This window comes from Pseudomonas sp. SWI44, from assembly GCF_002947915.1.
GTDB classification, from domain to species: domain Bacteria; phylum Pseudomonadota; class Gammaproteobacteria; order Pseudomonadales; family Pseudomonadaceae; genus Aquipseudomonas; species Aquipseudomonas taiwanensis.
In genome coordinates, this window is sequence record NZ_CP026674.1 from 5,082,104 (window position 1) to 5,108,577 (window position 26,474).

General features: G+C 60.1%; 19 protein-coding genes. 7 read left to right on the forward strand and 12 right to left on the reverse strand.

Annotation, left to right across the window (positions count from 1 at the left end; genetic code table 11):
• Positions 1-150 precede the first annotated feature (150 nt).
• From C4Q26_RS24060 to C4Q26_RS24095, 8 genes are all read right to left on the reverse strand, one after another.
• Positions 151-1,362 carry an STY4528 family pathogenicity island replication protein gene (locus tag C4Q26_RS24060; protein WP_104883724.1) on the reverse strand — a complete coding sequence of 404 codons (1,212 nt, stop codon included), beginning with the start codon at positions 1,360-1,362 and terminating at the stop codon, positions 151-153.
• Positions 1,356-1,907, reverse strand: a complete 552-nt coding sequence (locus tag C4Q26_RS24065) for a DUF2857 domain-containing protein (protein ID WP_104883725.1) — start codon at positions 1,905-1,907, stop codon at positions 1,356-1,358. Before C4Q26_RS24065 ends, C4Q26_RS24060 begins: the two co-directional genes overlap by 7 nt.
• A 16-nt stretch (positions 1,908-1,923) precedes the next feature.
• The gene (locus C4Q26_RS24070; protein ID WP_104883726.1) at positions 1,924-3,492 is read right to left on the reverse strand and encodes a ParB family protein; all 1,569 of its coding nucleotides are present in this window, start codon (positions 3,490-3,492) and stop codon (positions 1,924-1,926) included.
• Between the two features lie 171 nt (positions 3,493-3,663).
• Positions 3,664-4,563 carry a ParA family protein gene (locus tag C4Q26_RS24075; RefSeq protein WP_104883727.1) on the reverse strand — a complete coding sequence of 300 codons (900 nt, stop codon included), beginning with the start codon at positions 4,561-4,563 and terminating at the stop codon, positions 3,664-3,666.
• A 4-nt stretch (positions 4,564-4,567) separates the two neighbouring features.
• A complete protein-coding gene (locus C4Q26_RS24080) occupies positions 4,568-4,783 on the reverse strand; it encodes an AlpA family transcriptional regulator (protein ID WP_104883728.1) in 216 nt (71 codons plus the stop codon).
• A 114-nt stretch (positions 4,784-4,897) separates the two neighbouring features.
• On the reverse strand, positions 4,898-5,644 hold the full coding sequence (locus C4Q26_RS24085; protein ID WP_104883729.1) for a hypothetical protein: 747 nt from the start codon (positions 5,642-5,644) through the stop codon (positions 4,898-4,900).
• A gap of 497 nt (positions 5,645-6,141) precedes the next feature.
• Positions 6,142-7,044: a LysR family transcriptional regulator gene (locus tag C4Q26_RS24090; protein WP_104883730.1), complete on the reverse strand. Its 903-nt coding sequence runs from the start codon at positions 7,042-7,044 to the stop codon at positions 6,142-6,144.
• A gap of 931 nt (positions 7,045-7,975) precedes the next feature.
• A complete protein-coding gene (locus tag C4Q26_RS24095; RefSeq protein ID WP_218274782.1) occupies positions 7,976-8,857 on the reverse strand; it encodes a phytanoyl-CoA dioxygenase family protein in 882 nt (293 codons plus the stop codon).
• A 251-nt stretch (positions 8,858-9,108) separates the two neighbouring features.
• Between C4Q26_RS24095 and C4Q26_RS24100 the strand changes: the two genes are divergently transcribed.
• Both C4Q26_RS24100 and C4Q26_RS24105 read left to right on the forward strand, forming a co-directional pair.
• Entirely contained in the window at positions 9,109-10,002 is an 894-nt protein-coding gene (locus tag C4Q26_RS24100) for an alpha/beta hydrolase (RefSeq protein WP_104883731.1), read from the forward strand.
• A gap of 32 nt (positions 10,003-10,034) precedes the next feature.
• A complete protein-coding gene (locus C4Q26_RS24105; protein ID WP_104883732.1) occupies positions 10,035-11,357 on the forward strand; it encodes an aspartate aminotransferase family protein in 1,323 nt (440 codons plus the stop codon).
• A gap of 283 nt (positions 11,358-11,640) precedes the next feature.
• Here C4Q26_RS24105 and C4Q26_RS24110 read toward each other — a convergent pair whose 3' ends face one another.
• Positions 11,641-12,438, reverse strand: coding sequence for an SDR family NAD(P)-dependent oxidoreductase (locus tag C4Q26_RS24110; RefSeq protein WP_104883733.1), 798 nt, complete (start codon positions 12,436-12,438; stop codon positions 11,641-11,643).
• Between the two features lie 214 nt (positions 12,439-12,652).
• Here C4Q26_RS24110 and C4Q26_RS24115 point away from each other — a divergent pair, with 214 nt between their 5' ends.
• Entirely contained in the window at positions 12,653-14,059 is a 1,407-nt protein-coding gene (locus C4Q26_RS24115) for an APC family permease (RefSeq protein ID WP_104883734.1), read from the forward strand.
• A gap of 88 nt (positions 14,060-14,147) precedes the next feature.
• On the opposite strand, the gene C4Q26_RS24120 is transcribed toward C4Q26_RS24115, so the two are convergent.
• Genes C4Q26_RS24120 through C4Q26_RS24130 form a run of 3 tightly spaced genes read right to left on the reverse strand, consistent with a single transcriptional unit; the run spans position 14,148 to position 17,800 of the window.
• On the reverse strand, positions 14,148-15,128 hold the full coding sequence (locus C4Q26_RS24120) for an alpha/beta hydrolase (RefSeq protein ID WP_177429848.1): 981 nt from the start codon (positions 15,126-15,128) through the stop codon (positions 14,148-14,150).
• Positions 15,125-16,609 (reverse strand): NAD(P)/FAD-dependent oxidoreductase, encoded by a 1,485-nt coding sequence (locus tag C4Q26_RS24125; RefSeq protein ID WP_104883735.1) that lies wholly within the window; start codon positions 16,607-16,609, stop codon positions 15,125-15,127. The genes C4Q26_RS24120 and C4Q26_RS24125 overlap by 4 nt, the downstream gene beginning before the upstream one ends.
• A 27-nt stretch (positions 16,610-16,636) precedes the next feature.
• The gene (locus tag C4Q26_RS24130; RefSeq protein WP_104883736.1) at positions 16,637-17,800 is read right to left on the reverse strand and encodes an iron-containing alcohol dehydrogenase; all 1,164 of its coding nucleotides are present in this window, start codon (positions 17,798-17,800) and stop codon (positions 16,637-16,639) included.
• A 253-nt stretch (positions 17,801-18,053) separates the two neighbouring features.
• Between C4Q26_RS24130 and C4Q26_RS24135 the strand changes: the two genes are divergently transcribed.
• From C4Q26_RS24135 to C4Q26_RS24150, 4 genes are all read left to right on the forward strand, one after another.
• Positions 18,054-19,703, forward strand: a complete 1,650-nt coding sequence (locus tag C4Q26_RS24135; protein ID WP_104883737.1) for a fatty acid--CoA ligase — start codon at positions 18,054-18,056, stop codon at positions 19,701-19,703.
• A gap of 121 nt (positions 19,704-19,824) precedes the next feature.
• Positions 19,825-22,392, forward strand: a complete 2,568-nt coding sequence (locus tag C4Q26_RS24140; RefSeq protein ID WP_158664913.1) for a LuxR C-terminal-related transcriptional regulator — start codon at positions 19,825-19,827, stop codon at positions 22,390-22,392.
• A 127-nt stretch (positions 22,393-22,519) separates the two neighbouring features.
• On the forward strand, positions 22,520-24,313 hold the full coding sequence (locus tag C4Q26_RS24145) for an acyl-CoA dehydrogenase (protein WP_104883739.1): 1,794 nt from the start codon (positions 22,520-22,522) through the stop codon (positions 24,311-24,313).
• Between the two features lie 37 nt (positions 24,314-24,350).
• Complete coding sequence (locus C4Q26_RS24150) at positions 24,351-26,462, forward strand: 3-hydroxyacyl-CoA dehydrogenase NAD-binding domain-containing protein (RefSeq protein WP_104883740.1); 2,112 nt, start codon at positions 24,351-24,353, stop codon at positions 26,460-26,462.
• Positions 26,463-26,474 lie beyond the last annotated feature (12 nt).

Below are 26,474 nucleotides of genomic sequence, written 5' to 3' on the forward strand. Positions count from 1 at the left end.
CCAGTACCTCGCCGTCGGAATGACGCTGACGATGGGCTGATCCGGCAAGACCGATGCGAATCAACGCGAAGCTGGTTAGCGCGTATTTTACAGGCGCTGGACATCTGTGGATTTGATGGCAGTGACATCAATTCCACAGATGTCCAGCGCCTAAGAAGCCGTACCGACGCCCCGGCAGCGTTGCTTCAATTCCTCAAGGCAAGCGAGTGCAAGCGGGGAAGCCATGCGTTGACCGTTGCGCCGTGGCCGCTCGCTGACTGACTCCGACACGGGCTTCGGTTTCTGTACGCGGGAAGGCGCGGTCGCGAGTTTCGTCGCTTCGGCGCGGGCGGCCCACAGGGTGAACTCCCCTTGGCAGGCGCGCTTGATCAAGCCCATCAGGTAGGCGACCGGCTTTCGGATCTCGCCGCGGGCGCAGCGCACCGCCGCTTCGTTGATGACCGCTTGTTGTTGTTCAGGCTCGAGCTGACGCATCGCCTGGGTGGCCATGCGCCGCTCGGTCGGGTTGAGGGGTAAATCCTCGGGCCAACGCACTCGGCCAAACTCCACCTGCGCCAGTACTGTACTTTTTTGGCTTTGGTCTTTCTGTACTGTACGGCCGCCGTCGGCATTCCGAACTACAGCCGCAACCGGCGCATTGCCGCAGGGATCGGAATCGGTAGGCAAGGCGCTCGGATTCCGAACGGGGTGGCGGTCGCCGGGTTCGGAATCTTCCGCACTTGTCAGCGGCAACGCTTGCTGCTGTGCCGAAGGAAGCGGTGTACTGAGTCTAACCTTGGCGACCTGCGCGACCTGCGGGTCGGCAAGGATTTCCTCAATCACATGTTGCGCCACATCACGCACGCCTTTGGTGGCATGGGTGAGGTTCTGCTGCAGCAGAGCCGCATAGCCGGCATCCAACTCTAACTGCTCGGCCGGGGTCAACGGACCTCCGTGCAGCACGTAGACGCAACCGCGCAGGCAACCTTGGGCATCGCGAGAGCGGGCCACCAGGCTGAGCCAGCGAGTGGTACGCAAGACGTTGAGCGCACGTGCGATGGTTTCGCGCGACGCCTGGGTGCCGCAAGGACTGGTCGCCAGGTACGGCTGCAGGTCCTGGTAGCGGGGAGTTTTGACCTGGCGTTCGGTGATCAGCCAGCGCAGCACCAGCCAGGTGTTTCGCTCCAATGGGGTTAGCCGGCGATCGAGCAGCAGCGCCTGCGGCAATGGATTGTTGTCGCCGTAGTAGATCGTGCGCAGCGGTATCTCCTCCGCCGAGCTGGCCATTTTGGCTTGTGCCGCCTGCCACTCGATACGGCGCCGGAGCGCGTCATAGCACTGACGCACCACGTCCTGCCAGTCGACCTGGTAGAAGCTCAGCATGGCGCACCTCCGTACAATTCGACCTGTTGCCAGACCAGGGTCAGGCTGATGTGTTGCTCTTCGGCGAGCATCATCATTGTGTCCAGCGGATCGTTGTCCGGATCTTCCGATCGCAGCTGGCTCCAGCGGTTCCACACCGCATGTTCCTGCGCTTCACTGAGCTGAACCGGTCGGCCGCGGTGGGTCTCAATCTTCAGCACGCGGCGACGCAGTGCGGTTTCCGAATGGTCCAGGCCAAAGCATCGATACATGATGTTGGAGCTCGCGCCCAGCTTGAGCGCCCGGTTGATTAGCCGCTCGTTCTGTTCGTTTCGGTCGGCCTGGGCGATGAGGCGTCGCAGCACGGTCGTGTCGACCTTAACTTCGACCCAGGCAATCGACGAGTGCGCGAGGTGGGACAAAGTAGTTGGCGGTAGCGATTGAAGCACCTCGATGTCTTCGTCGGCCAGGCCCAGGGCTTTGCAGCGCTGCAGGCGGCCATGACGCAATTCATGTAGCACCTGGTTCAACATGGCATGGTTCAGTAGATTGAACGGTGTGCTCATGAGACACCTCCGGGTGTTAGCGAGTGGACGACAGCGTGAGTTCGATCAGGCGTCGGGATAGCCGGATCAGCGACAACAGTTGTGCCAATTGAACATCGGGAAGGCGCTCAAGCCCGACAGAGAGAGGTGGGCGATCGATCAGCGGCAGGTCATACGCCCCGAGCAGCAGTTGGCCGAATAGCGCAGCGGGGAGCTGCTGGCGTTGTTCCCAGACGACTTCATCCTGCAAGCGCAGCAACGCGCCCAGCAGCAGCTGGATGCCGGTACTGCGGGGGGTTGAAAAGCCTGCTGTATCCGGCACCAGCGTGAAACCCAGGCCTTCGTCGGTTGCGCTGACTATCTGCCGCGCGTTGGCATAGTTGGCAAGCTCGCCCGCCAGACCCGCGCAGGCATGGCGCAGTTGCGGCAGATTGTCCAGGGTATGGGGTAGCGGCCATACGGCGTCCAGTGAATCCGACAACCAGATATGCACATCACTGGCGGCCTCGCTGGGTTGAGAGAGGAGTGGGGATACCGGCGAGCTCTCCTCTTGGCGTTGGGCGTCGAGGCATTGCGCTACTTTGGTTTCTGCTTCCGTTTCAACGGGGCGCGCAGGGTTGCCCGGATCTGGCGCGCTGAGTTGGGGTGATTCTTCAGGCACACCTCCGATTACTGTATGAGTGTCTTGGCCCAAGTCATATGGATGCGGGTGGGAAACCTCTGCCGCAAGCGGTGGACGTGATGGCTGAGCGGTATCCTGGGTCAGTTCCAACGCCAATAGACGAGGTGACTGGTTCAAGCGCTTCGCCATATGCGCGAGCAACTCGTCCTGCAGTTCAGCGGGGTCCAGATCCGCTGTCTCGCTGTCAAACCCAGACAGCACCTCCAGCCAGAGTGGGCTGAACTCGAGTGGGACGCCGACGTACCGGTTCCAAACCGATTCGGCGCGCCGTCGGAGGCTGATGATCCGCTCGATGGAGGGTTTGCCCAACCCTGCATACAAGGTTTGTGGAATCGCTGGCAGCAAATGGTCTAGCGTGTCTAGCATCCGGCTGATGTGAGGTTGCGAGATCGGGTAGCCGCCGGCCGTTAATCGCGCCGCGAGCTCACGCTGACTGAGGTTATCGTGTTCCTCCAGAAGCATTTCTCTGAACTTGGCGACGGCAAGTGCTCGCTCGACGAACATAAGCTGGCCGTGCAGATCGCTTTCGGCCAGATGGCCCAGCAAAGTGTCATGTTCCGATTGCCAAGGACGGAACAGGCAAGTAATACGGAAGAAGCGCTCTTGTCGGGTTTCCTGCCACAGTTCCGCGAGGATACTCAGGCGGGTGTTGCCGCCGTTGCGGATGATGAAGTGTTGTTCGCCGGGCCTGCGCGTGATGGACGGGGGCTGGTCCAGGCCGCGGTCGCGGATGGAGGCTTTCAGTTCCGCGTACAACGGGTTGCGGATGAAGCGCGGGTTATGTTCGTAGGGCCGGAGTTGCTCAAGGGTTACGACCATCGGCGTGTCGCAGTCAGGGTCGGCTGTCGGTTCCTGCGGTGCCCGCTGAGGAAAATGCGCTTGCTGAAGCTTGCGGGTGATTTCATCGGATGTTGGCGTTTTCATAACCTGGCCCTGATCTACCAGTACAGACGAACCAACCATGGCTCTCCCAGATTGCGCTGCCTTTGCTTACAATGAACGGGTGGGCGCGGCGGATATCCTCAACGGGAGAACGAGTAAACGGCCGGAGGCAATGCGCACAGAGCATGCAGAGTCCAGCCAATACCACCTGTCTCATGAGTGGCTCGACGCTGGTGGGCCGGCGGGGCATCCAGACGATTTGATACCACTGGGACATGACCGTGAGAGTCGGCTGGCATGGGCCAACTGGTGGTCCCATTCCGGAAACAGTTCCCGAGCTAGCGCCCGCATTACTTCGGCCGCACAACGACTGCGCGCGCCAGGCACGGCCTTCGTTTCGACTCGGTGCACCGGTAGCCCCATTGAAGCGGCATTGAGGTAGGCCACACGGTCTGGAATCACTGTGTTGCACATGCTGACATGTGGGTCGGCTGCAAAGGTGGTGCGCAGGCTCTGCATGATCCGGCAGGTATCGCGCCGATTGGCGTTGACCTGATTGAGCAGCAGTTTTACCGGGGGTAACGTGACGCCGAGGTGGCGGTAGGGCTCCAGCTCTTCAAACATCCCGAGTGTGCCACGACGTAGCTCGCGTGCCGCCAGCATTTCCGGCGGCAGCGGGCACAAGGCGCAATCGGAGGCGAGGATGGCCATCTCAACCAATACGCTGCGTGCGCCTTGCGTATCAATGATGAGCACGTCATACCGATCCTCAAAGGCTGACAGCAAGTTACGCAGTCGCAGGCGGCCATCGGCCGCGTGCAACAGCAAGGTGCTCAGATGTCCAGCTCGGTCGTTGGACACGATCAACTCAAGGTGCGGGATAACGGTGGCGGTGATCACCTGCTCAGGGGTTGTGAGTCTCTGTGAGATGAGTTCGTAGCTGCCCGCCTCACGAGGCTCGTACAAGGCGTAGTAGCTGGACAGCGTCGGTTGGCTATCCAGGTCCAGCAACAACACCCACAACCCGGAGTCGGCGAGTAGGCCGCCCAGGTTGGCGGCGACGGTAGTTTTGCCGGCGCCGCCCTTGGTCGAGATCAGCGAAAGGACTTTCATGGCGCTACTCCCTGACCGACAGTCGATCTTGAACCCACTGCTCGATTTCCAGTGAGTCCCAGCCGACGGCGCGGGTGCCGATGCGCCGGCATTGGGGAAACTTGCCTGCCTTCATCAGGTTGTAAATATGCGAACGCTTGAAGCCTGTTTTGGCCTCGACGTCTGGGCGACGCAGAATACGGTGTTGTTCCGTCGAGGTGTGTTGGGTCTGAGCAGTCATACAGAACACTCCTTGCTGCTTGGTGGCAGCTGTTGGTCGTGTTGTGTATTTGGCACGCTGCGCTGGTCGAACACACTGCAATTGCAGATACTGGGTTCTGCAATTGCAGTGGGGTTATGCTTTTTCTAAATGACGCTTGGCTTGGGCAAGCTTTGTCCAGAGGGTTCTTTCGGACATGCCTGGGTGCCCTGGATGATGCGCCACCAACGCATCAATGACCGACTCCATTGATGCGAAGGAGGAGAATCGTTTGCCCGAAGGGGATTGCCCGAGGAGTAGCCCAAGCAAACCACCCACTATGCACAGATAGGTCGCTTCGCTGCGAGGTCCTAGTAGGCTCTGTTTAGCAGCTGTTTTAATTTGAGTTTCTTGGTCGTGTTGTAATATTTGGAATCGCGTTTTTAGAGCTTCCCACTCCTCGTTACGGTCGGCAAGCTGCTGTATCAATACGGTACGGTTGGTTAATAGAGCTTGGATAGCCTCTACGCTGACGGCAGCGTGTAAACTGCGTTCAACATCGTCAAAGAGAAACTCGGGTTTCTGATCTGGATAAAAATGAGACATCCATGCTTTAAGGTCGACATGGCGTAGGGTCAGATCGGGATCGCTAAGAAGGGGCGGGTTGGCCATAGTGATACCCTCCTTTCCATAAGGCAGATCGTGATTGGCCATTGCGTCGTAAAGGCGTTCCTCATACAAGCGCAGCACAGGCCAACGCGGAAAATCCTCTGGATCCAAGATTTGTTTGTGTCCTATTTTTCTGAAGATGTAGGTTTCCCGCCTTAGAAGACCAGCCCAGCGAATGGCAGCTTCAATTGGGCGATAATAAACTTTGCAGCCACGGCATATTGGATCGCACATTTCCCACCTCCCTGTTTGGCGTGCCTGCCTATTTTTGACCATTAATTTAACGGTCGCTATTGGATCCAGGTTTTATTGGCGGAAATTATATGTGGTGTCGTGCGTGGGGTGAGTGTATTTGTAGGGTTGCTGGTATCAAGACTTAAGTTTTTAGTCAGTAATGCTTTTTTGGTAATAGCTATTTCAATCGGAAAAGCTGGTTTCCAATGGCTGGGCGGTCCAGCTCTGAGGGTTTGATGGTGTTGCTATTGCGCTGCGCAGAATACCTTATATGGAAACGGAAACGTGAACTGTTACGGCCTGGGGCGGTGGCGCGGGGTTCTTGTTGCTGTAGTGTCAGTTAAACGTTGTTAGGGGCACTGCGCGATATAATTTCATAGGGTCGATGTTTCTCGGGGTTGTGTTGTTTGGTTGGATGGCTGTAGCTTCGCCGGTATAGGAGGTAAACCTTTCGGGAGAGTACACAATTGGCGGGTGCTTATAAGGGTAAACAATTTTCATACATCATCTTCAGTAGCTTCAGGGGCGGGGCTGAGCCGATCAATTAAGCGCTGTAAAGGGTCTGTGTGAACCTCGGAGGGGCGAAGAAGATAGGTTGTTAGTCGCGGGCAAGGATCTGAAATAGGTCGTGCGATAACACCCTCATATTTACACGAATTTGCTTGATACTCACCAATGAAGGCGACGCCATAGCCGGCGGCAACTAGTGTCATCATCAGATCAGTTGAGGTGACTCGTTCTACGATAGCCGGTGGGCATTGCAGCATCGTTAGGGCTTGCTCGACCTGAGTAAAGGTACCTTCGTGGACCTTCTCATCCATTATGATCAAACGATATCCCATTGCTAAGGGGAGAGGCACTTCTTTGTAGGTGAGCAGCGGGTGACGCACAGAGACTGCCAAGTACATTGATTCTTCCCAAATAGGGAGGGCCACAAAACCGTCGTCTACTGACGAAGACCTTGCAAGCCCAATATCATATAGGGCGTCTCGTAGGCCACGAAGTTGTTGAGGGGAGGATGTTTCAAATATTCGGATGTTGGTTTCCGGCTCTTCTTCTCTGCAGCGAGCAAGGAATGATGCAAGTGGGGTCGGCGGGAGAGGGGCGGACACTGCGATGCGTAAAGTCCGATGATAGCCCTGTTCGGCTGCCCTGACATTGCTAATTGCCTGGTCAAGTGCAACAAAGATGCGCGGGACATCCTCAAGAAAGACTTGTCCGGAGAAGGTCAGCCTTGTACCGCGCCGGGTTCGTTCAAAAAGCTTGACACCTAAGTTCTGCTCAAGCTCTGTGATAGCACGGGAAAGAGGAGGTTGTTCAATGTGAAGGCGCTCGGCTGCTCGTGAAAAATGCAGCTCTTCGGCAAGAGTCAAGAAACGATGTAAATGACGTAACTCCATGTAAATTACCTCCTTCTACCTAACCTGCTTTGGCCCTAGGCCCATTCGAGCCTGCGGATTACTATCTGCTATTTCAGAACCTCGCCAATCAAAATGTTGGTAGTTCGAGACCATTCCGGTCTCGGTTTCGGACAACGTCCTCTACGCAGTGTTCTTCGCGTAACCAGCAAGCGAGGAGATCGACAGGTGGCCGGTAGCGCGAAACACGCCGGAGATCGCAAGTTTTTTACGCACAGCGTCTAGCCATGCTATTACTGCGATGTGAAGATGGTGCTGTCTATGAGATATAAAATGTTTAGATTCCTCAACCGTCCAGCACCAAACGCGCACTTCGGCATCCCGATATACAGGGTGCAATCCATTCGCCGCCGCTACGCTGAGCATCGCTGAGATACTCGTCGCGATGTTCGGGCTCGCCTTAGATGATCTGGCTGCGCAGTCGCCGCAGATGTCCATGCCAGACCGGTAGCTCCACATCGACCCGCGCCGCTGCTTGCACAAGGCTTTCCACGGTCTACACATCGACTTCTCGACCGCTGCGCTGCGAGACCAGCGAGTAGGCGTGCCCGGATGTCGGAGTACAGGCTGGGGCCTGAAAGCGTTGGCGGTACAGCGCCGAGGCGGGCCAGCTGCTTGCCACGGTTACCTGTTCCACCCATTCCATCAATCCAGCGGGGCCATGGCAATACAAGCCCGCCTTGGTCCCAGGCTGGCAACTGTTCGCCCAGGCGCGCGGCGATCTGATGGGCACGCAGGTCGCCTTACAGGTTGATACCGTTGTCCAGGCGTTGGCTAAAAGGCATATCGAGGGCGTCGTATGTCCCAAAATAACCTCAGCAAAGACAAAGCGACCGCATAGCCCCAGTGAATCTATCGTGAGCGGCGCACACGGACCACTTGCGGGGATGACGGAGAAGGGTGGCTGCCGTACTCAGTCGTCCAGTTCGAGCACTTTGGCCAACTCGATGTAGTCCAGGCTCCACAAGGTGCCGCCACCCATTTTCTGGTTGTGCATCGAGCGGAAACCGGTCAGTTGCTGGGCACGTTTGCTGAGGGTTCGGGCCATTTCCAGCGGAATTGCAAATGGGTAGGCTTCCTCTGGAACCAACCAGCCTGGGCAGAATGCCAGGGTCAGTGCACGGCGGGGGCGGTTGGATATGTTGGCGCCGCCACCATGTACCACCTTGCCCGAGAAAATCATCGCATCCCCTTTCTCCATGACGGCAGGAATGCTCGGCGTATTGTCCATTCGCTCCCGGTCATTGAAATCTGGCCACTTGTGGCTTCCTGGGATGACGCGTGTGGCACCCATGTCTTCGGTGTAGTCGGAAATAGCGATGATGCAGTTGCACATCACTTCTGGACCGGCAGGGCCATAGCTGCGGAAGACTGGGTAGTTTTCCAGGTCGCGGTGCAGGAACTGTTGCTTCTCTCCAGGCTGGATCTCAATGATCTGCGCAGCGTTCATCCAATAGGAGTCGCTGGTTTCAAGCATCAGGGTATCGATGTACGAGAGCATGATTTCGTGATCGATCATTTCCTCACGGAAGGTCTTGCTGCGTCGGACCAACTGGGTGATGCGCTTGGTTTTCTTACCGGCAAATTCAGTCATCCATTCTGGGCCGTCGTAGCCTGCGGCCCAACCGGCGACGGTGGCTTCCATGTCGGCATTGAAGCGGTCGACCTGGGCGGCGAACAGCCCTTTGATAATCACGCCACCGTCTTCATCAATGATGCTCTTGACGATTTCAGGCGCTGTTCCAGCGGGTACTTCCTTCATTTTTGCAGGAGCTTGGATTTCAGAGGCGAGCATGATGTTCTCCGATCTGTAAAAACTGAACATGCTCCTGCAACCCTGCGGAGCATGACCGGATCTTAGGCAGCTTCGACGACCGTCAACAGGTGGAAGACGGCCAAGTTCGTGCGTCTTTTTGGCCACCTGTGCGCCTGGCTTCCATCCACAGAAGTTTGGCCGCCATGCACCTGTGCACCCATGACATTGCGATTCACCATCTCCGCTAGTGGCCGAATTCACGGCAGTTAATTGATTGGCAGGAGAACTTCATGCGTGCAGATATCAGCTTTAAGACCACCGATGGCCTGACGCTAAAGGGGTGGCTGTTTACTCCACAGAGCGACGCTGACGCTCACCCCGCCATTGTCATGGCGCACGGCTTCACCGCGGTGAAGGAACAGTACCTGGACCGCTACGCCGAAGTGTTCGCCGCCCAGGGCTTTGCCGTACTGGTGTACGACAACCGCAACTTCGGCGCCAGCGAGGGCCAGCCGCGTCAGGAGGCCGACCCGCTTTTGCAGGTACGCGATTACCGCGATGCGATCACCTATGTCAGCAGCCTCGACAACATTGATGCTTCGCGGATCGGTATCTGGGGTTCGAGCTACAGTGGCGGCCACGTCTTGCAGGTGGCGGCGTTCGATCGTCGAGTGAAGTGCGTGTCTTCCCAGGTTCCAGCCATCAGTGGCTCGGCCGATGTGCGCATGGCCGTGCGCCCAGACCTGATGCCTGGCCTGATCGAGGCCTTCGAGGCCGATCGCGCCGCGCGCTATGCCGGCGACCATGCGCTGGTGATGGAAGTGGTCAACGAAGACCCGAAATCCGACTGTGCCTTGCCCGGCCAGGATTGCTTTGACTTCTTCACCGGTAGCCAGCGCAGTGTGGCGCCGGCCTGGCGCAACGAAGTCACGCTCAAGAGTATCGAGATGCTCAACGAGTATGAACCTGGCTACGCCGTAGATCGCATCAGCCCTACGCCGCTGCAGATGATCGTGGCGCTGAAAGACACTGTCACTGTGCCGGACGCGGCCCTCAAGGCCTACGAGTCTGCCTTGCAGCCGAAAAACCTGGTGCTGCTGAAGTGCGGCCACTTCGACCCCTACCTGAGCGAGTTCGAGGCCTCCAGCACGGCTGCCGTCGAATGGTTCAAGCGCCACCTCTGATTTCCGCCTACTGCCTTTTCAAGGAACTACCCATGTCTGCCAAATGGCCCGAAAACCACAGTCAATCCAAAACCCTGTACGACCGCGCGAGCAAGGTCATGCCCGGCGGCATCACCCGAATCCTGCCATGGCAGGAACCGTTTCCGGTCTACGCCGGCAGCGGCTCGGGAGCCTATGTGACTGACGTCGATGGCACTCGTCGGCTGGACCTGCTGAACAACTTTGCTTCGCTGATTCACGGCCATGCGCACCCGGCCATCGTTGCCGCCATTCAGGAACAGGTCACCAAGGGCACGGCATTCACCCTGCCTACCGAACCTGAAGTGGTGCTGGCCGAGACCATCTGCTCCCGCGCCGAAAGCTTTGAATGGATTCGCTTCTCCAACTCCGGTACCGAAGCGGTGATGTGCGCCATCAAGGCGGCGCGTGCACTCACCGGGCGTTCAAAGATCGTCAAGTGCGAAGGCGTGTACCACGGCTCCTACGACTACGCCGAAGTGAGCCTGGACTCCTCGCCCGAGAACTGGGGCGTTGACCCTACCTCCACGGGTTATTCCAAGGGCGTGCCTGACGGCGTCAAGAACGATGTGGTGGTGATTCCCTACAATGACGTCGAGGCGGCCGAGCGCATCATCCTCGCCAACCGCGATGCCATTGCGGCCATCCTGATTGACCCAGCGCCGAGCTACTTCGGCTTCGTGCCGGTCACCGAAGAATTCATCGGCATGGTCCGTCGCGTTGCCACCGAAATTGGCGCCGTGTTCATCCTTGACGAAGTAATCACCTTCCGTGTGCACAGCGGTGGCGCGCAGACGCGTTTCAATATCAAGCCGGACCTGACCGTGCTGGCGAAGATCATCGGCGGTGGCTTCCCGGTAGGCGCGGTGGCGGGTTCACGTAAGTTCATGCAGGTGTTCGATCACCGCGAGGGCAAGCCGCTTTTGCCGTGGAGCGGCACGTTCACCGCCAACCCCATCACCATGACCGCTGGCAAAGTTGCCCTGGACCTGTACACCCAGGCCGAGTCCGACCGTATGGACGTGCTGGGCGACCGCCTGCGTGCCGGCGTGACCCAGGCGTTCGCCAACGCTGGCTTCCCGGGGCAGGTGACCGGCTTCTCGTCGATGTTCATGGTATTTGGGCACCAGCGCGAGATCCATGATTACCGCTCCGGCTATTCCAGCAAGGAAGAGGCTAAATGGGTGACTCGACTGCAGCGCCACTTGGTGCTGGAGGGGTACCACATTGCCAAGACCGGCAAGGCGTTCCTGTCCACGGTGATGACCGAAGCAGACGTGGATGGCTTCATCGCCGCCACCGAACGCGCCGCGAAAGCGGCCGTAGCCGAGGCGTAACGCTGGTCCCTGAACCAAACCCTGTAGCCGCTGCCGCCAGGCTGCGCGGGCCCCTGAGTGCACTGCAGATTTTCAGCGAGGCACGGGGCCTGCGCAGCCTTCGGCAGCGGCTACAGACCGTTGTAGCCGCTGCCGCCAGCCTGCGCGGGCCCCTGAGTACACTTCAGATTTTGAGTGAGGCACAGGGCCTGCGCAGTCTTCGGCAGCGGCTACAGGTGGGTGGGACGCAGGAATAAAAAAGGGGGAATGCCTTGCAGGCATTCCCCCTTTTTAATGCGGTTGTTTATTGTGCGGTGTAGGCACCATCCACCGTCAGCAGCGAACCGGTCATCCACTGCGCATCTTCCGAAGCCAGGAAGGTCACGGCCTTGGCTACGTCATCAACGTTGCCAATGCGTGGCCATGGGGTGAGGTCTTCGAGCAGGTTCTTGATTTCCGGGTTGTCCAGTTCTTGGCGCACCATGGCAGTGGCCAGGAAGCCTGGGCACACGGCGTTGACGTTGATCTTGTGCTGGGCGAAGTCCACGGCCAGTTGCCGGGTCAGGTTGTTGACCGCGCCTTTGGAGGCACAGTATGAAGCTTCCTGCGCCAGGCCCACCAGGCCGCCGATGGAGGAGATATTGACGATCTTGCCGCGGGTGCCGGTGGCACTGACCTCCTGCTTCATCATCTGGGTAATGGCGAACTTGCAGCCCAGCCAGGTGCCCTTGGTGTTGACGTTCATGGTCAGGTCGTAGTCGGCCTCGGTTTCCTCGACGATGGTCTTGAGCTCCACCGCCACGCCGGCGTTGTTGATCATGATGTCCAGGCGGCCGAAGCGCTTGACGGCTTCCTGCACCAGGTTGTCCATGTCGGCGTAGCGCGACACGTCGGCTTTGACGAAGATGGCTTCGCCGCCGTTCTGGCAGATCAAGTCGTCGGTATCGATGTGCAGGTCTTTTTCGAAGCCTTCGGGGCGGGCGCTCTTGGACAGGTCCGAACACACCAGGTGGGCGCCTTCGGCAGCCAGGGCCAGGGCAATGGCGCGGCCGTTGCCTGAGCTCGAACCGGTGACAATGGCTATTTTGTTGTGGAATCGCATTGAGTCGCCTCCATCGGCGTTAACGGTCGTGAAGAAGGGCAGGGCCCCGGTTTTTCGATGTTGCAGCCAGTCTAAGAAGCCGCTACGGGCGAAAACAGGTTCGAAAGGGACAGCGGTCAGCCGGGGCCCTGCAGATTGGCCGTTGGCAACCTGTTCCAGTGCCTGCCCGGCCCCGTAGCCTGCGCTTCGACCCTACATTTTCGAGGCCAGGACCATGCCCCAACCCGATTCCCATTCCCTGAAACGCGACACGCTGGGCACCAAGGACCTGGTGCTTCTGGTGCTCGCGGCCGTTGCCCCCATGGGCATCGTCGTGTCGCTGACCACGTTGTCTATTGCCCTGGGTACTGGCGCTGGCACGCCTGGCACCTACATTGTTGCGGCGCTGATTTTTTCCGTGTTTGCCGTCGGTTACCTGAAGATGAGCCAGCGCATCACCAATGCCGGCGCGTTCTACGCCTACATCGCTGCCGGCTTTGGCGAGCGGGCAGGGCGCATGGCGGCCTGGTTGGCAGTGCTGACCTACAACGCAATCACTATCGGCACCTTTGGCAGCCTGTCGTTTTTCAGCAGCCTGGTGCTCAAGGACCTCACCGGCATCGATATCGCCTGGCAGTGGTTTGGCCTGCTGTGGTTCGTGGCAACCCTGGTGCTGGGCTATTTCGACGTCAGCGCCAGTGCCAAGGTGCTGGCCGTGGCGCTGTTGCTGGAAGTGATCAGCTTGTTTGCCTTCGACTTCGCGGTACTGTGGAGCAAAGGTTTCCATGGTTTTTCACTCAGCGTGTTCGATCCGCACATCGTGTTGGGTAGTGGCGCCGGGTTGAGTCTGATCCTGGGCCTGGGCTCGTTCATCGGCTTCGAGGCCACGGTGATCTACGGTGAAGAGGCACGAGATGCCCGCCGCAGCGTATCCCGGGCCACCTACATTGCCATCGCGTTGATCGCGGTGTTCTACCTGACCACCACGTGGGCGATGGTCTCAGCGGTGGGCGTGGAGCAGGCCAAGACCGCGGCGGCGGCTGACCCTTCGTCTTACCTGTTCGTGATCAACACCCAGTACATGGGCGCCCTGGCCACGCAGATCATGCAGGTGCTGGTGATTACCAGCCTTTTCGCCGGTTTCCTGGCGTTGCACATGAGCACCGCGCGGTATCACTTTTCCCTGGCCCGCAGCGGCATCCTGCCGGCCTGGCTGGGCAAGACCCAGGTCAAGCACCATTCGCCCTTCAATGGTACGGTGGGGCAGTTGGGGTTGCTGGCACTGGTGACGTGTGCGTTTGTCGGGGCGGGCCAGCACCCTTACCTGCAGATGGGCGTGGCGTTGTTCGGCATGGGCGTGCTGGGCATCGTGCTATTGCAGGCGCTGACCAGCTTTGCGGTGCTGCGCTATTTCCGTCTCAACAGTCATCCTGAATCAACGTGGAGCACGGCCGTGGCGCCGTTGCTGGGTGGCATCGCCATGCTGGTGGCGTTTGTGTTGATGATTGACAACTACGGCGTAATGACCGGCAGCGACCTGTGGTGGGTGAACCACCTGCCGTTGGTATTCCTGCTGGCGCCGGTATTGGGCTTGATAGGTGCACGTACACCACGCCCGCAAAAGCTGGCACAAGCCCTGTAGCCGCTGCCGAAGGCTGCGCTGGCCCATTGCCTCGCTGGGGATTTGCAGCGTACGCAGGGGCCAGCGCAGCCTGGCGGCATACAAGGTGTCAGGACAGTATTTGGGCAGCGAAGCGTGCGGCTTGGGTCAGCACGCGCTGGCCCGTGGCGATCTTCCCTGCGCTGGTCAGCAATCCGTGGGCATGGGCAGGCAGGTGCACATGCTCCACGTAGGTCCCTGCCCGAGCAGCTGTCGCTGCGTAGGCAATGCCTTCATCCGCCAACGGGTCATGCCCCACGGTGAGGATGAACAGCGGCGGCTGCCGACGGCCTTCAGCATGCAGCAGCGGCGATAGGTGTGCTTCGCGCCAGTCCGTAAGCGGCCCGGTGTACTGCGCCCGAAACCAGCGCATGGAGTTGGCCGTCAACGGAAAGCCGCGGGTGATGCGCTGGTACGAGGGCTGGCTGGCACTGAGGTCGGTGACCGGGTAGAACAGCACCTGGCCCTTGATATTCAGGCCCAGCGTCTGGCTCTCTGGGTCGTTGGCCAGCACCGTGGCCATGTTGCCGCCCGCGCTGTCACCGGCCAGCAGCGTGCGGCCCGGGTCCACCTTGAGCTGTTCGGCATGATTGGCGATGTAGCGCAGCGCTTCGGCACAGTCCTGCAGCGGTATTGGGAAACGGTGCTCCGGCGCCAGTCGGTACTCCACAGCCACCACCGTGGCCGCGCTTTGGTTGGCCAGTGCGCGGCAAAGCCCGTCGTGGCTGTCCAGGTCGCCAATCACCCAGCCGCCACCGTGGATGAACACCACCAGCGCAGTCACTGCCTGGGCGGGTGTACCGGCAGGGCGGTAGACGCGCAGGGCGGCGCTGCCACCGGCCACCGGATAGTCCAGGGTATAGACCTCGGCCACGGCCTGGGCCGGAAGGCCATTGGCGGCGCAGGCCTTGATGTAGTTGGCGCGCGCCGCTGCCAGCGGCACGTCCTGGAAAGAAATTTCGCCATTGTCGCGAAACGCCCGAACCAGGTCGACCGCGTCGGCGGCGACCTCGTTCAGTGGCACGGCGTACGCGTTGGCGTCGCCGCTCACTCTGCCGCCTCCGCGACCTGAAGCAGGCGGTAGTCGTTGACCTTCCAGTCGGCGGCCAGGGCCTTGTACTCGTCCACGGTGCCCGACCAGTTGTTGATCACCTTGCCGGCGGCGTTCTTGTACCAGCTGGAGCAGTCTGATGAAAACGCCGAGGACTGCATATTGGTTTGCAGGGCGTCATTGTAAGCGTTGAAGGTGTCGAGCTTGACGTCCACGGCGGCGCTCGGGTATTTGCCCAGGCCCTGGATGGCCTGAATGATATAGCGCTGCTGAATCTCCAGCATGGTGATGATCGAGTTGTGGTTCAGGTTGGTGTTGGGGCCGTAGATCATGAACAGGTTGGGGAAGCCCGGCACGCTCATGCCCAAATAGGCTTCGGCACCTTGTGCCCATTGCTGGCTCAGGGTCTGACCGTCGATGCCGGTCACTTGCAGGTCGCCATGAAACGCCTGGCTTTCGAAGCCGGTGCCGAAGATCACGGCGTCCAGTTCATGCAGGGTACCGTTCTTGTCGACGATACCTTGGGGCACGAAGTGGTCGACTGCAGAGGTTTCCAGGCTGACATTGTCACGCATCAGCGCCGGGTAATAGTCGTCGGACCGCAGGATGCGTTTGCACGCGAACTCATAATCTGGAGTCAGCTTGGCACGCAGCGCTGCATCCGGTACTTGGGCGGCCAGGTGACCGGTGGCCATGGCGATGCCTTCCTGTTGCGCCTCGGTGCCGTGGCGGGTCCGCGCAAAGCCGTTTTCGCGGAACGCGTGCAGGTTGCGGCGGCTTTCCTCGAACAGCGAAGGGTCTGCGGCGTAGGCGTCCAGCTGCTCTGGGGTAAAGACGATCTGGTTGCGCGGCATGATCCAGTTGGCGCTGCGCTGGAACACGGTCAGATGGCTTGCTTGTTTGGCCACCTCCGGCACGTACTGCACGGCGCTGGCCGCTGCCCCGATGCTGGCGACTTTCTTGCCCGTGAGGTCCAGTCCTTCCGGCCATTGGGCTGAGTGGAAGTAGTCGCCGGCAAAGCTGTCCAGCCCTTTGAACGCCGGAATGGCAGGCTTGTTGAGTTGCCCCCAGGCGGGTACGAAGAAACGGCCCTGCACTTGCGTGCCGTCGGCCAGTTCGAAGGCCCAGGTATTGGCCTGTTCATCCCAGCGTGCCTGGGTCAATTCGCTATTGAGCAGAACGTGCGGCATCAGCTCATAGCGCTCGGCCATGGAGTCCATGTAGCGCAGCAACTCATCGCGGTCGGCGTACATCTTGCTGACCCGCAGGTGCGGGTGAAAGCTGTAGCAGTACAGGTGCGACTCGGTATCGCACGCCGCGCCGGGGTAGGCATTGTCACGCCACACGCCGCCGATGCGCGGGCCGCGCTCCAGGATGATGAAGTTGTCGATACCCTGGAGCTTGAGCTGGGCGCCCATGCCCAGGCCGCCAAAGCCGGCGCCCAGGATGACGATATCGTAGGTGTTCTGTGCAGTGGACATACGCGTGTTCCTTGAAAGAAGGCCGGCTTAGAAGGCTTTTTTGTACAGGGCCAGGGCGTCTGCTTCACGCACCTCGACCGGGTTGTTCTGCAGCAGGCGTTCCTGCTTCATGGCATCGCTGGCCAGCAGCGCCAGGCTGTCCTCGGTCACCTGCACGTCGCGCAGGCGGCGAGGTGCGCCGGAGGCGTTCATCAGGTCTTCCATGTATTCCACAAACCGCGTGGCGCGGCTGGTGATGGTGGCGCTGCTGGCGCCCAGCAGCACATCAGCCAATTCGGCATACAGCGGTGCTGCGGCGCTCAAGTTGAAGCGCAGCACCGGGCCCAGCATCAGGGCATTGGATAGACCGTGGGGGATGTGATAGTGGCCACCCAGCGGGTAGGCCAGGGCGTGCACCGCCGCCACAGGGGCGTTGGCGAAGGCCTGGCCGGCCAGGGTTGCGCCGAGCAGCATGGCCTCGCGGGCCAGACGGTTCTTGCCATCTTCACAGGCTGCGATCAGGTTGCCGGCCAACAGCCGCAGGGCTTCACGGGCCAAGGCGTCGGACACCGGGTTCTTGCGGTGGCGGCTGGTGTAGGCCTCGATGGCGTGCACCATGGCGTCGATGCCGGTGGCGGCAGTGGTCAGCGGCGGCAGGCCGATGGTCAGCTCGGCGTCGAGGATGACTTTGTCGGCGTAGAGCTGGTTGGCCACCACACCCATCTTGGTCGTCTCGCCGGTGGTCAGGATGGTGATGTTGGTCACCTCCGAGCCGGTGCCTGCAGTGGTCGGCACCTGCACCAGCGGCAAGCGGCTGCCCTTGACCTTGCCGATGCCATACAGCTCGGACAATGCCTGGCTGGAGGGGATCAGCACGGCGGCCAGCTTGGCGATGTCCATGGACGAACCACCGCCCAGACCCAGCACCAGGTCCACGTTCGCAGCGCGGGCCTGGCCGACGCAGTCATGCAGCACGGCTTCAGGCGGGTCGGCGACCACATCGTCGAATACGCTGACTGCAAAGCCGGCCTCAAGCAGTGATGCCTTGGCAGCGTCGAGCAGGCCTGCGGTGTGCAGGAACTTGTCGGTAACAATCAGTAGGTTGCGACGCTCGGTCCAGTCTCCCAGTAGGTTGCCCAGGCGGCGTGCGGCCCCCCATTCGGCAACGATCGAGGCAACGGTGTCGAAAGTGAACGGTTTGAAGATGCTCATGAGCTGGGATTCCTGAGGAAGAGGGTTCGCGGTCGATGGCTCATTTAAGAGCACCGGTGGCTGGCCCTGCTTCAACCTGAAGGTGGAAATTGCCGGATACACGGGAGGAGAAAGCAGGTTGGGCAGAAGCGGGGCGGGTGATTTTGTCCATCTCGAACCTGTTGCAATCCCACCCTGGGGTTGAAGATCCAGGCATGGCATCGCGCTATAAACATGGCCAATAACGACAAGATCCAAAGCCACTGGAGGAATGATGAACCTGCCTCATCAACCGAAGTTTCTGGCGAGCACTGAAAGCTTCAAACCCTCGCCCCTGCTGATTGCAGGCCTGCTTGAGGCCGGTGTGCGCGCAGCGGGAAGCAATTCGATCGTCTATCGAGACATCAGTCGCTACGACTATCCGACGCTCAATCGCCGTGTTCATCAGTTGGCCCATGCGCTGGTCGAATTGGGCGTCAAGGCAGGGGATACGGTGGCGGTGCTGGACTGGGACAGCCATCGTTATCTGGAGTGTTTTTTCGCTATCCCGATGCTGGGAGCGGTGCTGCACACGGTGAACGTGCGCCTGGCGGCCGAGCAGGTGCAGTTCACCATGGCGCATGCCGAAGACACCCTCGTGCTGACCCATCGCGATTTCATTCCGCTACTAGAGTCGATCGACAGCCAGCTTCCCAGCGTTCGGGGTTATGTACTCTGCGAGGGTCAGGAACATTGCCCTGAAACGTCATTGCCTGTGCTGGGCGAGTACGAGGCGCTGTTGACTTGTCAGCCTACGCACTTCGAATTCCCGGAGTTTGACGAAAATGCAGTGGCAACCCTGTTCTACACCACCGGCACCACCGGCAACCCTAAAGGAGTTTATTTCACCCATCGACAACTGGTGCTCCACACTCTGGCCGGCGCCACTGCCCATGCCAGCGCCGGGTCGCCTTTGCTTAGCCGTGACAAGGTCTACATGCCCATCACCCCGATGTTTCATGTGCATGCGTGGGGCGTGCCTTACATCGCGACGATGATGGGGTGCAAGCAGGTGTATCCTGGGCGGTACGAAGCGAAACTCTTGGCATCGCTGATCGAAAGCGAGTGTGTCAGCTACTCCCACTGCGTGCCCACCTTGTTGGCCATGGTGCTGGATGCGGCTGAGGTATCACAGGCCGATCTATCCGGCTGGCATGTGCTGGTGGGTGGTTCGGCGTTGTCTGCCGGCCTTGCGCGCAAGGCCTTGGCCATGAACGTCGACGTGCGGGGGGCGTACGGTATGTCGGAAACCTGCCCGATCATTTCGTTGACCTGTTTGCCGGCTGACCTTACCCCGGACGACGAAGAACAACAGTTGCACTGGCGCTGCAGTGCGGGAGTGATTGCGCCGCTGGTGCAAATGAAGTTGGTGGATGAAGCGCATCAAGCATTGCCTCAAGATGGTCATCAGGTCGGGCAGTTGCTGGTACGCAGTCCTTGGCTTACGACTGGTTATTTCAAGGACCCTGACAGCAGCGAGAAGCTGTGGCAGGGTGGTTGGCTGCACACAGGGGACGTCGCCAGCATCGATCCCAATGGGCTGGTTCATATCCATGATCGGCTCAAGGACTTGATCAAGACGGGTGGAGAATGGATCTCTTCCCTGGATATCGAAAGCCTGATCAGCCGCCATCCGCACGTCAGGGAATGCGCTGTGGTGGGGTTGCCGGATGCTCGTTGGGGGGAGCGCCCTGTGGCATTGATAGTGCAGACCCCGTCGACCGCAGCGCTGGATGTCGAGGCGCTGAAGACGCACTTGATGAGCTATGTGAACCAGGGGGCGCTGTCCAAGTGGGCCATTCCTACTGAGGTGCGTGTCGTGGCGGACATTCCCCGTACCAGCGTCGGCAAGCTGGACAAGAAATTGATTCGTACACAATTCTGAAACGCTCGGAGGCAAGCGTGCAGGCACTCCCGTGGTCCTAATGAAGATACCCATCGATACGAGCAAATTCCGCCCGGCGCCCTTACCCTGCACGCTGATCCCGCGGCTTCGGGGGCTGGGGATGATCGTCGAATCGTTACATGCGCAAAGCGTACTGACCTTGTTGCGTGCGCCCTTGGGCTATGGCAAGTCGGTGCTGATGAGCCAACTGCTGGAGCAGTTGGGTACCGCTCAGGGCTTTTACCGTATCGACCGGTCGGATAACGAACCGGTCAACTTCCTAGGCCACCTGTATCAACTGTTGTTCAAACAGGGGCTGCCGGATGCCATGGACAGGGAGCAGGCCTGGGCGGCCATCCGCAGCCACCTCGACAGCCTGACTGCACCCTACACGCTGTGCCTGGACGATCTGCACCTGCTGCGTTCATCGCGGGTGCTCGGCTATCTCGACGCGCTGCTGCACCATCCGCCCAGGTATTTGCAGATTGTCGCGAGCAGCGAGGGCTTACCGGCACTGGGGCTGAGTCATCTGAGGCGGGACAGGCGTCTGCAGGTACTGGGCCCGCGTGACCTGGCGCTCGATGGCGAAGAAACCCAGCAATTGTCACTGGCCCAGGGTCTGGCGCTGGAGCCTGCGTTTCTCTATCGCTTGCAGGCAGGGAGCGAGGGCTGGATCAGCGGCGTGCTTTTCTGGTGCTCGGCCTATCGAGATTTACCTGGTGTCGACAGCCAGTCCGAACGGCTTGCGCGGGCCGTTCAGGATTCCTATCGGCAAATCGGGCTGTTCATCGAAGAGGAGCTGCTGCGACGATTGCCTCAGGGGCTGGTCGGGTTCATTGAGCGCACCTCAGTGGTGGGCGCTTTTGACCTTGAACTGGCGACGGTCCTGAGTGGTGACCGACAGCCCGAGTTGCAGTTGCGCAAGCTGTTGCACCTGGACATGTTCATCGAGGAACGGGCGGGTGAGCGTTTGCGCTATCAGTACCATCCGGCCTTGCGCTTGACCGCGCAACAACGGCTGCGCCGGCGTGATGCCCAGAAACTGTTGCAACTGCATCAGCAAGCGGCTGATTGGCTGTTGGCCAATGCCTTTTATGCCCAGGCGGTGTATCAGTACGGTCGGGCAAAAAACACCCAGGCGTTGTATCATACGGTGGAGCAACACACCTTTGACCTGCTACGTGAGGGTGAAATCAACGCAATCGTCGATTTTCTCGGCCATGCGCTGCGTGACAGCGATTCCGACCACCTGAACTTGGCCATGACCGAAGCCTCGACCCTGATCGTGACCAACGACATTGAGCGCACGCGCGTTTGTATCGGTGCGTTGAAGCGCCTGAGTCGGCAGCCGGGTCAGTATCACCTTGATCGGGTGATGCAGACGATTGCATTTCTGCGCAGCCACCTGTCGTGGTTGGGTGGCAACCTGCGTCACGGGGTGGATGTGGTGCGTACTGCCCTGGAGTACTACCCCGCAGCCAATGCAGCGACTGCAATCCTGTATGCCAACAGTGCCGGCTGCCTGGCAGCGCTGGGCCGCTTGGACGATGCCCAGCGCCAGAACGAAGAGGCCCTGAGGCAGTTGTCGGCACTGGGCTTTAAGGGCTACACCGATCGCTTACACTTGCAGGCTGCCCAGATCGAACTGGCCCAAGGCAAGACCGAGCACGCCCGGCAGCGCTTCTTCGAAGGCGCCCTTGAACATCATGGGCGTAAGAGGTCGGGTAGTTTCTACGACGCCTTCCTGCATTTGGGCCAAGGGTTGATTCTGATGCAACGCAATGCCTTGAACGCTGCCTCCATCAGCCTGGCCAAGGCCGAGAAAATCGCGATGGATTTCCCGCACAGTGCTGCGCTGGCGCTGATTTTCCATCATCAGGCCTGTCTGTTCGACGCGCTCGGAGATCCTGCCCGTGCCGTTGCGCGTTGGGATGAGGCACGGCGCCTGGCCAAGACGTTCGGGCAATGGCGCGTGTATCGGCTGGCAGGCGCCTGGAGGCTCCGGCATGCCGTTCGCCATGGCGATCAGAATTTTCTCCTGGATTGGCTGGGGGAGTGGCATTGGTGCAAACAGCGATACGCTGAGGATGTTCAGCCCGACGAGACCCTCGCTTATGCCTGGGTGCAACGTCACCTTGGGCAGCGGGCGGTGGTGGTGCAACGCTTGCAGGCACTCAACGAGTTGGCCGAGGAGCAGCACCACCGAAGGCTCAAACTGGACCTGTTGCTGCTTGAGGGCAGTATGGCCATGGACCAGAGCGATCAGCCACATGCTATGCGCGTGCTGGACGAGGCGCTTGCCTTGGCCTGCGAGCACCAGTTGGGCCAATTGCTGCATTTTGAAGGGGGAAGCCTGAGTGATCTGTTCCAGCAGTTGATCTCGCCTGAAGCTCGTAAGCAGTATGAGCTGCAACGAGCTCTGCCCAGCCCGCAACAGTTGAAGCAGCTGATGCCGAGCCTATTCAAAACGCTCGAACCGGCCCAGCGTCTGGCCGAGCCTCTGACTCGGCGTGAGCGTGAAGTGTTGCAACGTATGGCAAAGGGGCAGAGCAATGCCCAAATCGCCGAATCCCTGTTTGTCAGCCTGAGTACCGTCAAGACCCATATCAATAACCTGTTTCGCAAGCTTGAGGTCAATGACCGCGATGAGGCCGTGCGTAAGGCCCGCAGTGTGGGTTTGCTGAGCTGACCCTCCACCCAGGGTCGTGACAATTCCATCCCAAACTCCACCCATGGTTTGAAGCACGGCCCAGCGTACGCTGATACAACATCAAAGACGTTTTCGCTCATGACTCTTCACGGCGGGATTCACTTTTATGTTGCTCAACGAACGCGATCTTCAGTTTCTGCTGTACGAGTTTCTTGATACTCAGGCCCTGCTCGGGCGTGAGCGTTACGCCGAGCATGACCGTTCGGTCTTCGACGCCACGCTTGCAACTGCACGTCAGGTGGCGGCCGAGTTTTTCGCACCGCACAATCACAAGGCCGACCATAACGAGCCCATCTTCGATGGTGAGCGCGTCAGCTTGATTCCTGAAACCGGACAGGCCTGGGCAGCGTTTGCCGATGCCGGTTTCTTGTCTGCGCACCACGACTTTGCCGACGGTGGCCTGCAATTGCCGGAAGTGCTTCTACGTGCCTGCATGGCGTACTTCAATGCCGCCAATATCGCCACCACGGGGTACCCGTTCCTGAGTATTGGCGCGGCGAACCTGATCAAGAGTTTCGCGAGCCGCGAGCTGCAGCAGCGTTTCCTGCCGGCCATGTTCGCTGGTCGTTTCAGTGGCACCATGGCGTTGACCGAGCCGGGCCAGGGTTCGGCGTTGGGTGACCTGCGCACCCGTGCGGTGCCGGCTGACGATGGCAGCTACCGGGTGTTCGGGCAAAAGATGTTTATCTCGGGGGGGGACCACGAGATCACCGAAAACATCGTGCATCTGGTGCTGGCCCGCATCGAAGGCGCACCTGCCGGGGTGAAGGGGATCTCGTTGTTCGTGGTGCCCAAGTACAACGTCAATGCGGATGGCTCGATCGGGCCGCGCAATGATGTGGCCCTTGCCGGGCTGTTGCACAAGATGGGTTACCGCAACACCACCTCGACCGTACTGAGTTTCGGCGAGCGCGATGGCGCGGTCGGCTATCTGGTGGGCGAAGCCAACAAAGGCCTGGCCTATATGTTCCAGATGATGAACGAAGCCCGGATCGGTGTCGGCCTGGGGGCTGCCAGCCTTGGCTACCAGAGTTATCTGCATGCGCTTAATTACGCCCGCGAGCGGCCCCAAGGGCGTCTGGCCAGCTGCAAGGACCCTTTGACGCGCCAGGTGCCGATCATCGAGCACGCTGACGTGCGGCGCATGCTGCTGATGCAAAAGGCCTATGCCGAGGGCTCCCTGGCGCTGTGCCTCTACGCCAGCAGCCTAGTTGAAGATGCCCACACCGAGAGCACCGAGCAGGCTCGCGATGACGCTGCGCAACTGCTCGATCTACTCACCCCAATGGTCAAGACCTGGCCGTCGCGTTATGGCCTGGTGGCCTCCGACCTTGGCATCCAGATCCTCGGCGGTGCGGGCTATACCCGCGAGTATCCGCTGGAGCAGTTGTACCGAGACAATCGTCTCAATCCCATTCATGAAGGCACCGAGGGTATCCAGGCCCTTGACTTACTCGGCCGCAAGCTGGGTTTGAAGGGCGGTCGGGGCTATGCCTTGTTCCTCGAACAGGTCAGCCACAGCCTGCAGCAGGCAGGCGGGTTGAATGAATGCGGAGCGTTGGCCCAGCGACTGGCCGAAGGCCTGGCGATATTGAAAGAGGTGACCACCTCATTGCAGCAACAGGTCGCAGAGGATGCAGACCTAGGCCTTTCCAATGCCACGGCCTACCTGGACCTGTTTGGTCGTGTGCTGGTGGGTTGGGTGTGGTTGCGCCAGGCGCTGATTGCCGAACGCGCCCTGCTCGACGGTGCTGCTGAGCTAGAAAGCGACTTCTACCGCGGCAAGCTGCACACGGCGAAGTACTACATGGAATGGGAGTTGGTCCAACTTCAGGGCATCGCCCAATTGCTCTGTGCCGGTAACAGCGCTTGCCATGACATGCAGAACCGCTGGTTCTGACCTCCCTCAATAGCCTTCAGTTTTCAGGAATACGCTCATGACGACACTGATTGATTACCGGTTGGAAGGCCAGGTGGCCCTGATCGGGCTGGCTCGACCTCCGGTCAATGCGCTGGGCCAGCCGCTGCGCGCGGCACTGGCCGAGGCGTTCGAGCGGGCCCTGGCCGATGCCCAGGTGTGCGCCGTGGTGATTCATGGGCAGGGCCGGGCTTTCAGCGCCGGTGCCGATATCAGCGAGTTTGGTTCGCCGGCCGCGTTCGCGACGCCAGACCTTGCCAGCCTGTTGTGTCGGCTGGCCGAGTCGCCCAAACCGCTGGTCGCAGCGATTGCCGGTACTGCGCTGGGGGGCGGCCTTGAAACCGCGCTGGCATGTGGTTACCGCATCAGCGCTGCGAATGCCACGTTGGGCCTACCGGAAACTCGCATCGGCCTGTTGCCCGGCGCCGGCGGTACTCAACGGCTGCCCCGCCTGATCGGTGCGCAAGCGGCACTGGAGATGATCATCAGCGGTGAGCCGGTGTCGGCGTCCAAGGCTCTGGCGCTGGGATTGGTTGACCAGGTGGTTGCAGAAGGGGAAGACCTGCTGGCGGCGGCGACAGCGTTTGCCGCCGCCCGAGTGGCCGAATCAGCACCGGCCCAGCCAGCCTGGCGCCATGCGGACCCGGCACAAGGGTTACCGAGCCAATTCTTCGACGAATACGCCGCCACCCACGCTCGGCGTTGGAAGGGGCAGTTGGCGCCTGTCCTTGCCCTGCAAGCTGTTCAGGCGGCCTGCAGTGGTTCGTTGCAAGCGGGCTTGGCCAAAGAGCATGCGCTGTTTGCGCAGGCCGAATCCTCTGCCCAGTCAACGGCCTTGCGCCACCAGTTTTTCGCCCAGCGCGAAGCCTTGAAGATACCGGGCGTCAGCAAAGATATCGCGCTTCGCCCGGTGCAGCGTGTTGCCGTGATCGGCGCGGGGACCATGGGCGGCGGCATCGCCATGAACTTCGCCAATGCCGGCATCCCGGTCACCCTGCTGGAACTCAAGGGCGAAGCGCTGGACCGGGGGCTCGCGCAGATTCGCAAGCAGTACGACAGCAGCGTCAAACGCGGCAAGCTGACCCCGCAGCAACTCGACGCACGTATGGCCCTGATCACAGGAACCCTGGAATACGCCGACATTGCCCAGGCCGACCTGGTGATTGAGGCCGTGTTCGAGCGCCTGTCGATCAAGCAGAACGTCTTCCGCACCCTGGATGAGGTGTGCAAGGCGGGTGCCATTCTGGCGACCAACACGTCAACCCTGGATGTGGACTTGATTGCAGCCGTCACCCGACGCCCGCAAGACGTGATCGGGCTGCACTTCTTCAGCCCCGCCAACATCATGCGCCTGCTGGAAGTGGTGCGCGGACGCGAGACATCGGCGCAAGTGCTGGCGACCACCCTGGACCTTGCCCGGCGTATCGACAAGATCGCCGTTGTTTCCGGTGTGTGTTTTGGCTTTATCGGCAACCGAATGCTCGAACCCTATGCCCGTGAAGCGCACCGGCTGGTACTGGAAGGCGCAACCCCGGCCCAGGTGGACGGCGTGCTGACCGACCTGGGTCTGGCGATGGGCGTGCTGTCGATGTACGACTTGGCCGGGATCGATGTCGGCTACCTGGTGCGTGAGTCCCGGCGTGAAGCGATTGCCCATGACGCCAGCTATTTCAAGCTGGCGGATGAGTTGTACAGCCACGGCCATTACGGGCAAAAGACCGGTCGCGGTTTCTACCGCTATGAAGGTCGCGAGCGTATCGAGGACTATGAGGTGGTGGCCTGCGCGGAGGTGCTGGCCCATGAGCTCGGCATTGCGCGTCGAGCGATCAGTAATGAGGAAATTCATGATCGCTGCCTGTTCATGCTGATCAACGAAGGCATCCAACTGCTGGATGACGGTATTGCCCAGCGCAGCGGTGATATCGACCTGGTGTGGATCAATGGCTACGGCTTCCCGGCCTGGCTCGGCGGCCCTCTGCACTATGCCGAGCGACTCGGGCTAGGCCGGGTCCTGGCAGGTATCGAGCACTATCGTGAGCAACTGGGCGGGTACGGGCAGATGTGGTTTGAGCCGGCCCCTTTGCTGCAACGCCTGGTGGCCGCTGGGCACGCTCGCATTCAGCGCCTTTAAGGCACCCACTCA

Bases quoted from the DNA above. Each gene is read 5' to 3' on its own strand.
- C4Q26_RS24060 (WP_104883724.1), bottom strand. From the start codon at position 1,362: ATGCTGAGCTTCTACCAGGTCGACTGGCAGGACGTGGTGCGTCAGTGC.
- C4Q26_RS24065 (WP_104883725.1), bottom strand. From the start codon at position 1,907: ATGAGCACACCGTTCAATCTACTGAACCATGCCATGTTGAACCAGGTG.
- C4Q26_RS24070 (WP_104883726.1), bottom strand. From the start codon at position 3,492: ATGAAAACGCCAACATCCGATGAAATCACCCGCAAGCTTCAGCAAGCG.
- C4Q26_RS24075 (WP_104883727.1), bottom strand. From the start codon at position 4,563: ATGAAAGTCCTTTCGCTGATCTCGACCAAGGGCGGCGCCGGCAAAACT.
- C4Q26_RS24080 (WP_104883728.1), bottom strand. From the start codon at position 4,783: ATGACTGCTCAGACCCAACACACCTCGACGGAACAACACCGTATTCTG.
- C4Q26_RS24085 (WP_104883729.1), bottom strand. From the start codon at position 5,644: ATGTGCGATCCAATATGCCGTGGCTGCAAAGTTTATTATCGCCCAATT.
- C4Q26_RS24090 (WP_104883730.1), bottom strand. From the start codon at position 7,044: ATGGAGTTACGTCATTTACATCGTTTCTTGACTCTTGCCGAAGAGCTG.
- C4Q26_RS24095 (WP_218274782.1), bottom strand. From the start codon at position 8,857: ATGCTCGCCTCTGAAATCCAAGCTCCTGCAAAAATGAAGGAAGTACCC.
- C4Q26_RS24100 (WP_104883731.1), top strand. From the start codon at position 9,109: ATGCGTGCAGATATCAGCTTTAAGACCACCGATGGCCTGACGCTAAAG.
- C4Q26_RS24105 (WP_104883732.1), top strand. From the start codon at position 10,035: ATGTCTGCCAAATGGCCCGAAAACCACAGTCAATCCAAAACCCTGTAC.
- C4Q26_RS24110 (WP_104883733.1), bottom strand. From the start codon at position 12,438: ATGCGATTCCACAACAAAATAGCCATTGTCACCGGTTCGAGCTCAGGC.
- C4Q26_RS24115 (WP_104883734.1), top strand. From the start codon at position 12,653: ATGCCCCAACCCGATTCCCATTCCCTGAAACGCGACACGCTGGGCACC.
- C4Q26_RS24125 (WP_104883735.1), bottom strand. From the start codon at position 16,609: ATGTCCACTGCACAGAACACCTACGATATCGTCATCCTGGGCGCCGGC.
- C4Q26_RS24130 (WP_104883736.1), bottom strand. From the start codon at position 17,800: ATGAGCATCTTCAAACCGTTCACTTTCGACACCGTTGCCTCGATCGTT.
- C4Q26_RS24135 (WP_104883737.1), top strand. From the start codon at position 18,054: ATGAACCTGCCTCATCAACCGAAGTTTCTGGCGAGCACTGAAAGCTTC.
- C4Q26_RS24140 (WP_158664913.1), top strand. From the start codon at position 19,825: ATGATCGTCGAATCGTTACATGCGCAAAGCGTACTGACCTTGTTGCGT.
- C4Q26_RS24145 (WP_104883739.1), top strand. From the start codon at position 22,520: ATGTTGCTCAACGAACGCGATCTTCAGTTTCTGCTGTACGAGTTTCTT.
- C4Q26_RS24150 (WP_104883740.1), top strand. From the start codon at position 24,351: ATGACGACACTGATTGATTACCGGTTGGAAGGCCAGGTGGCCCTGATC.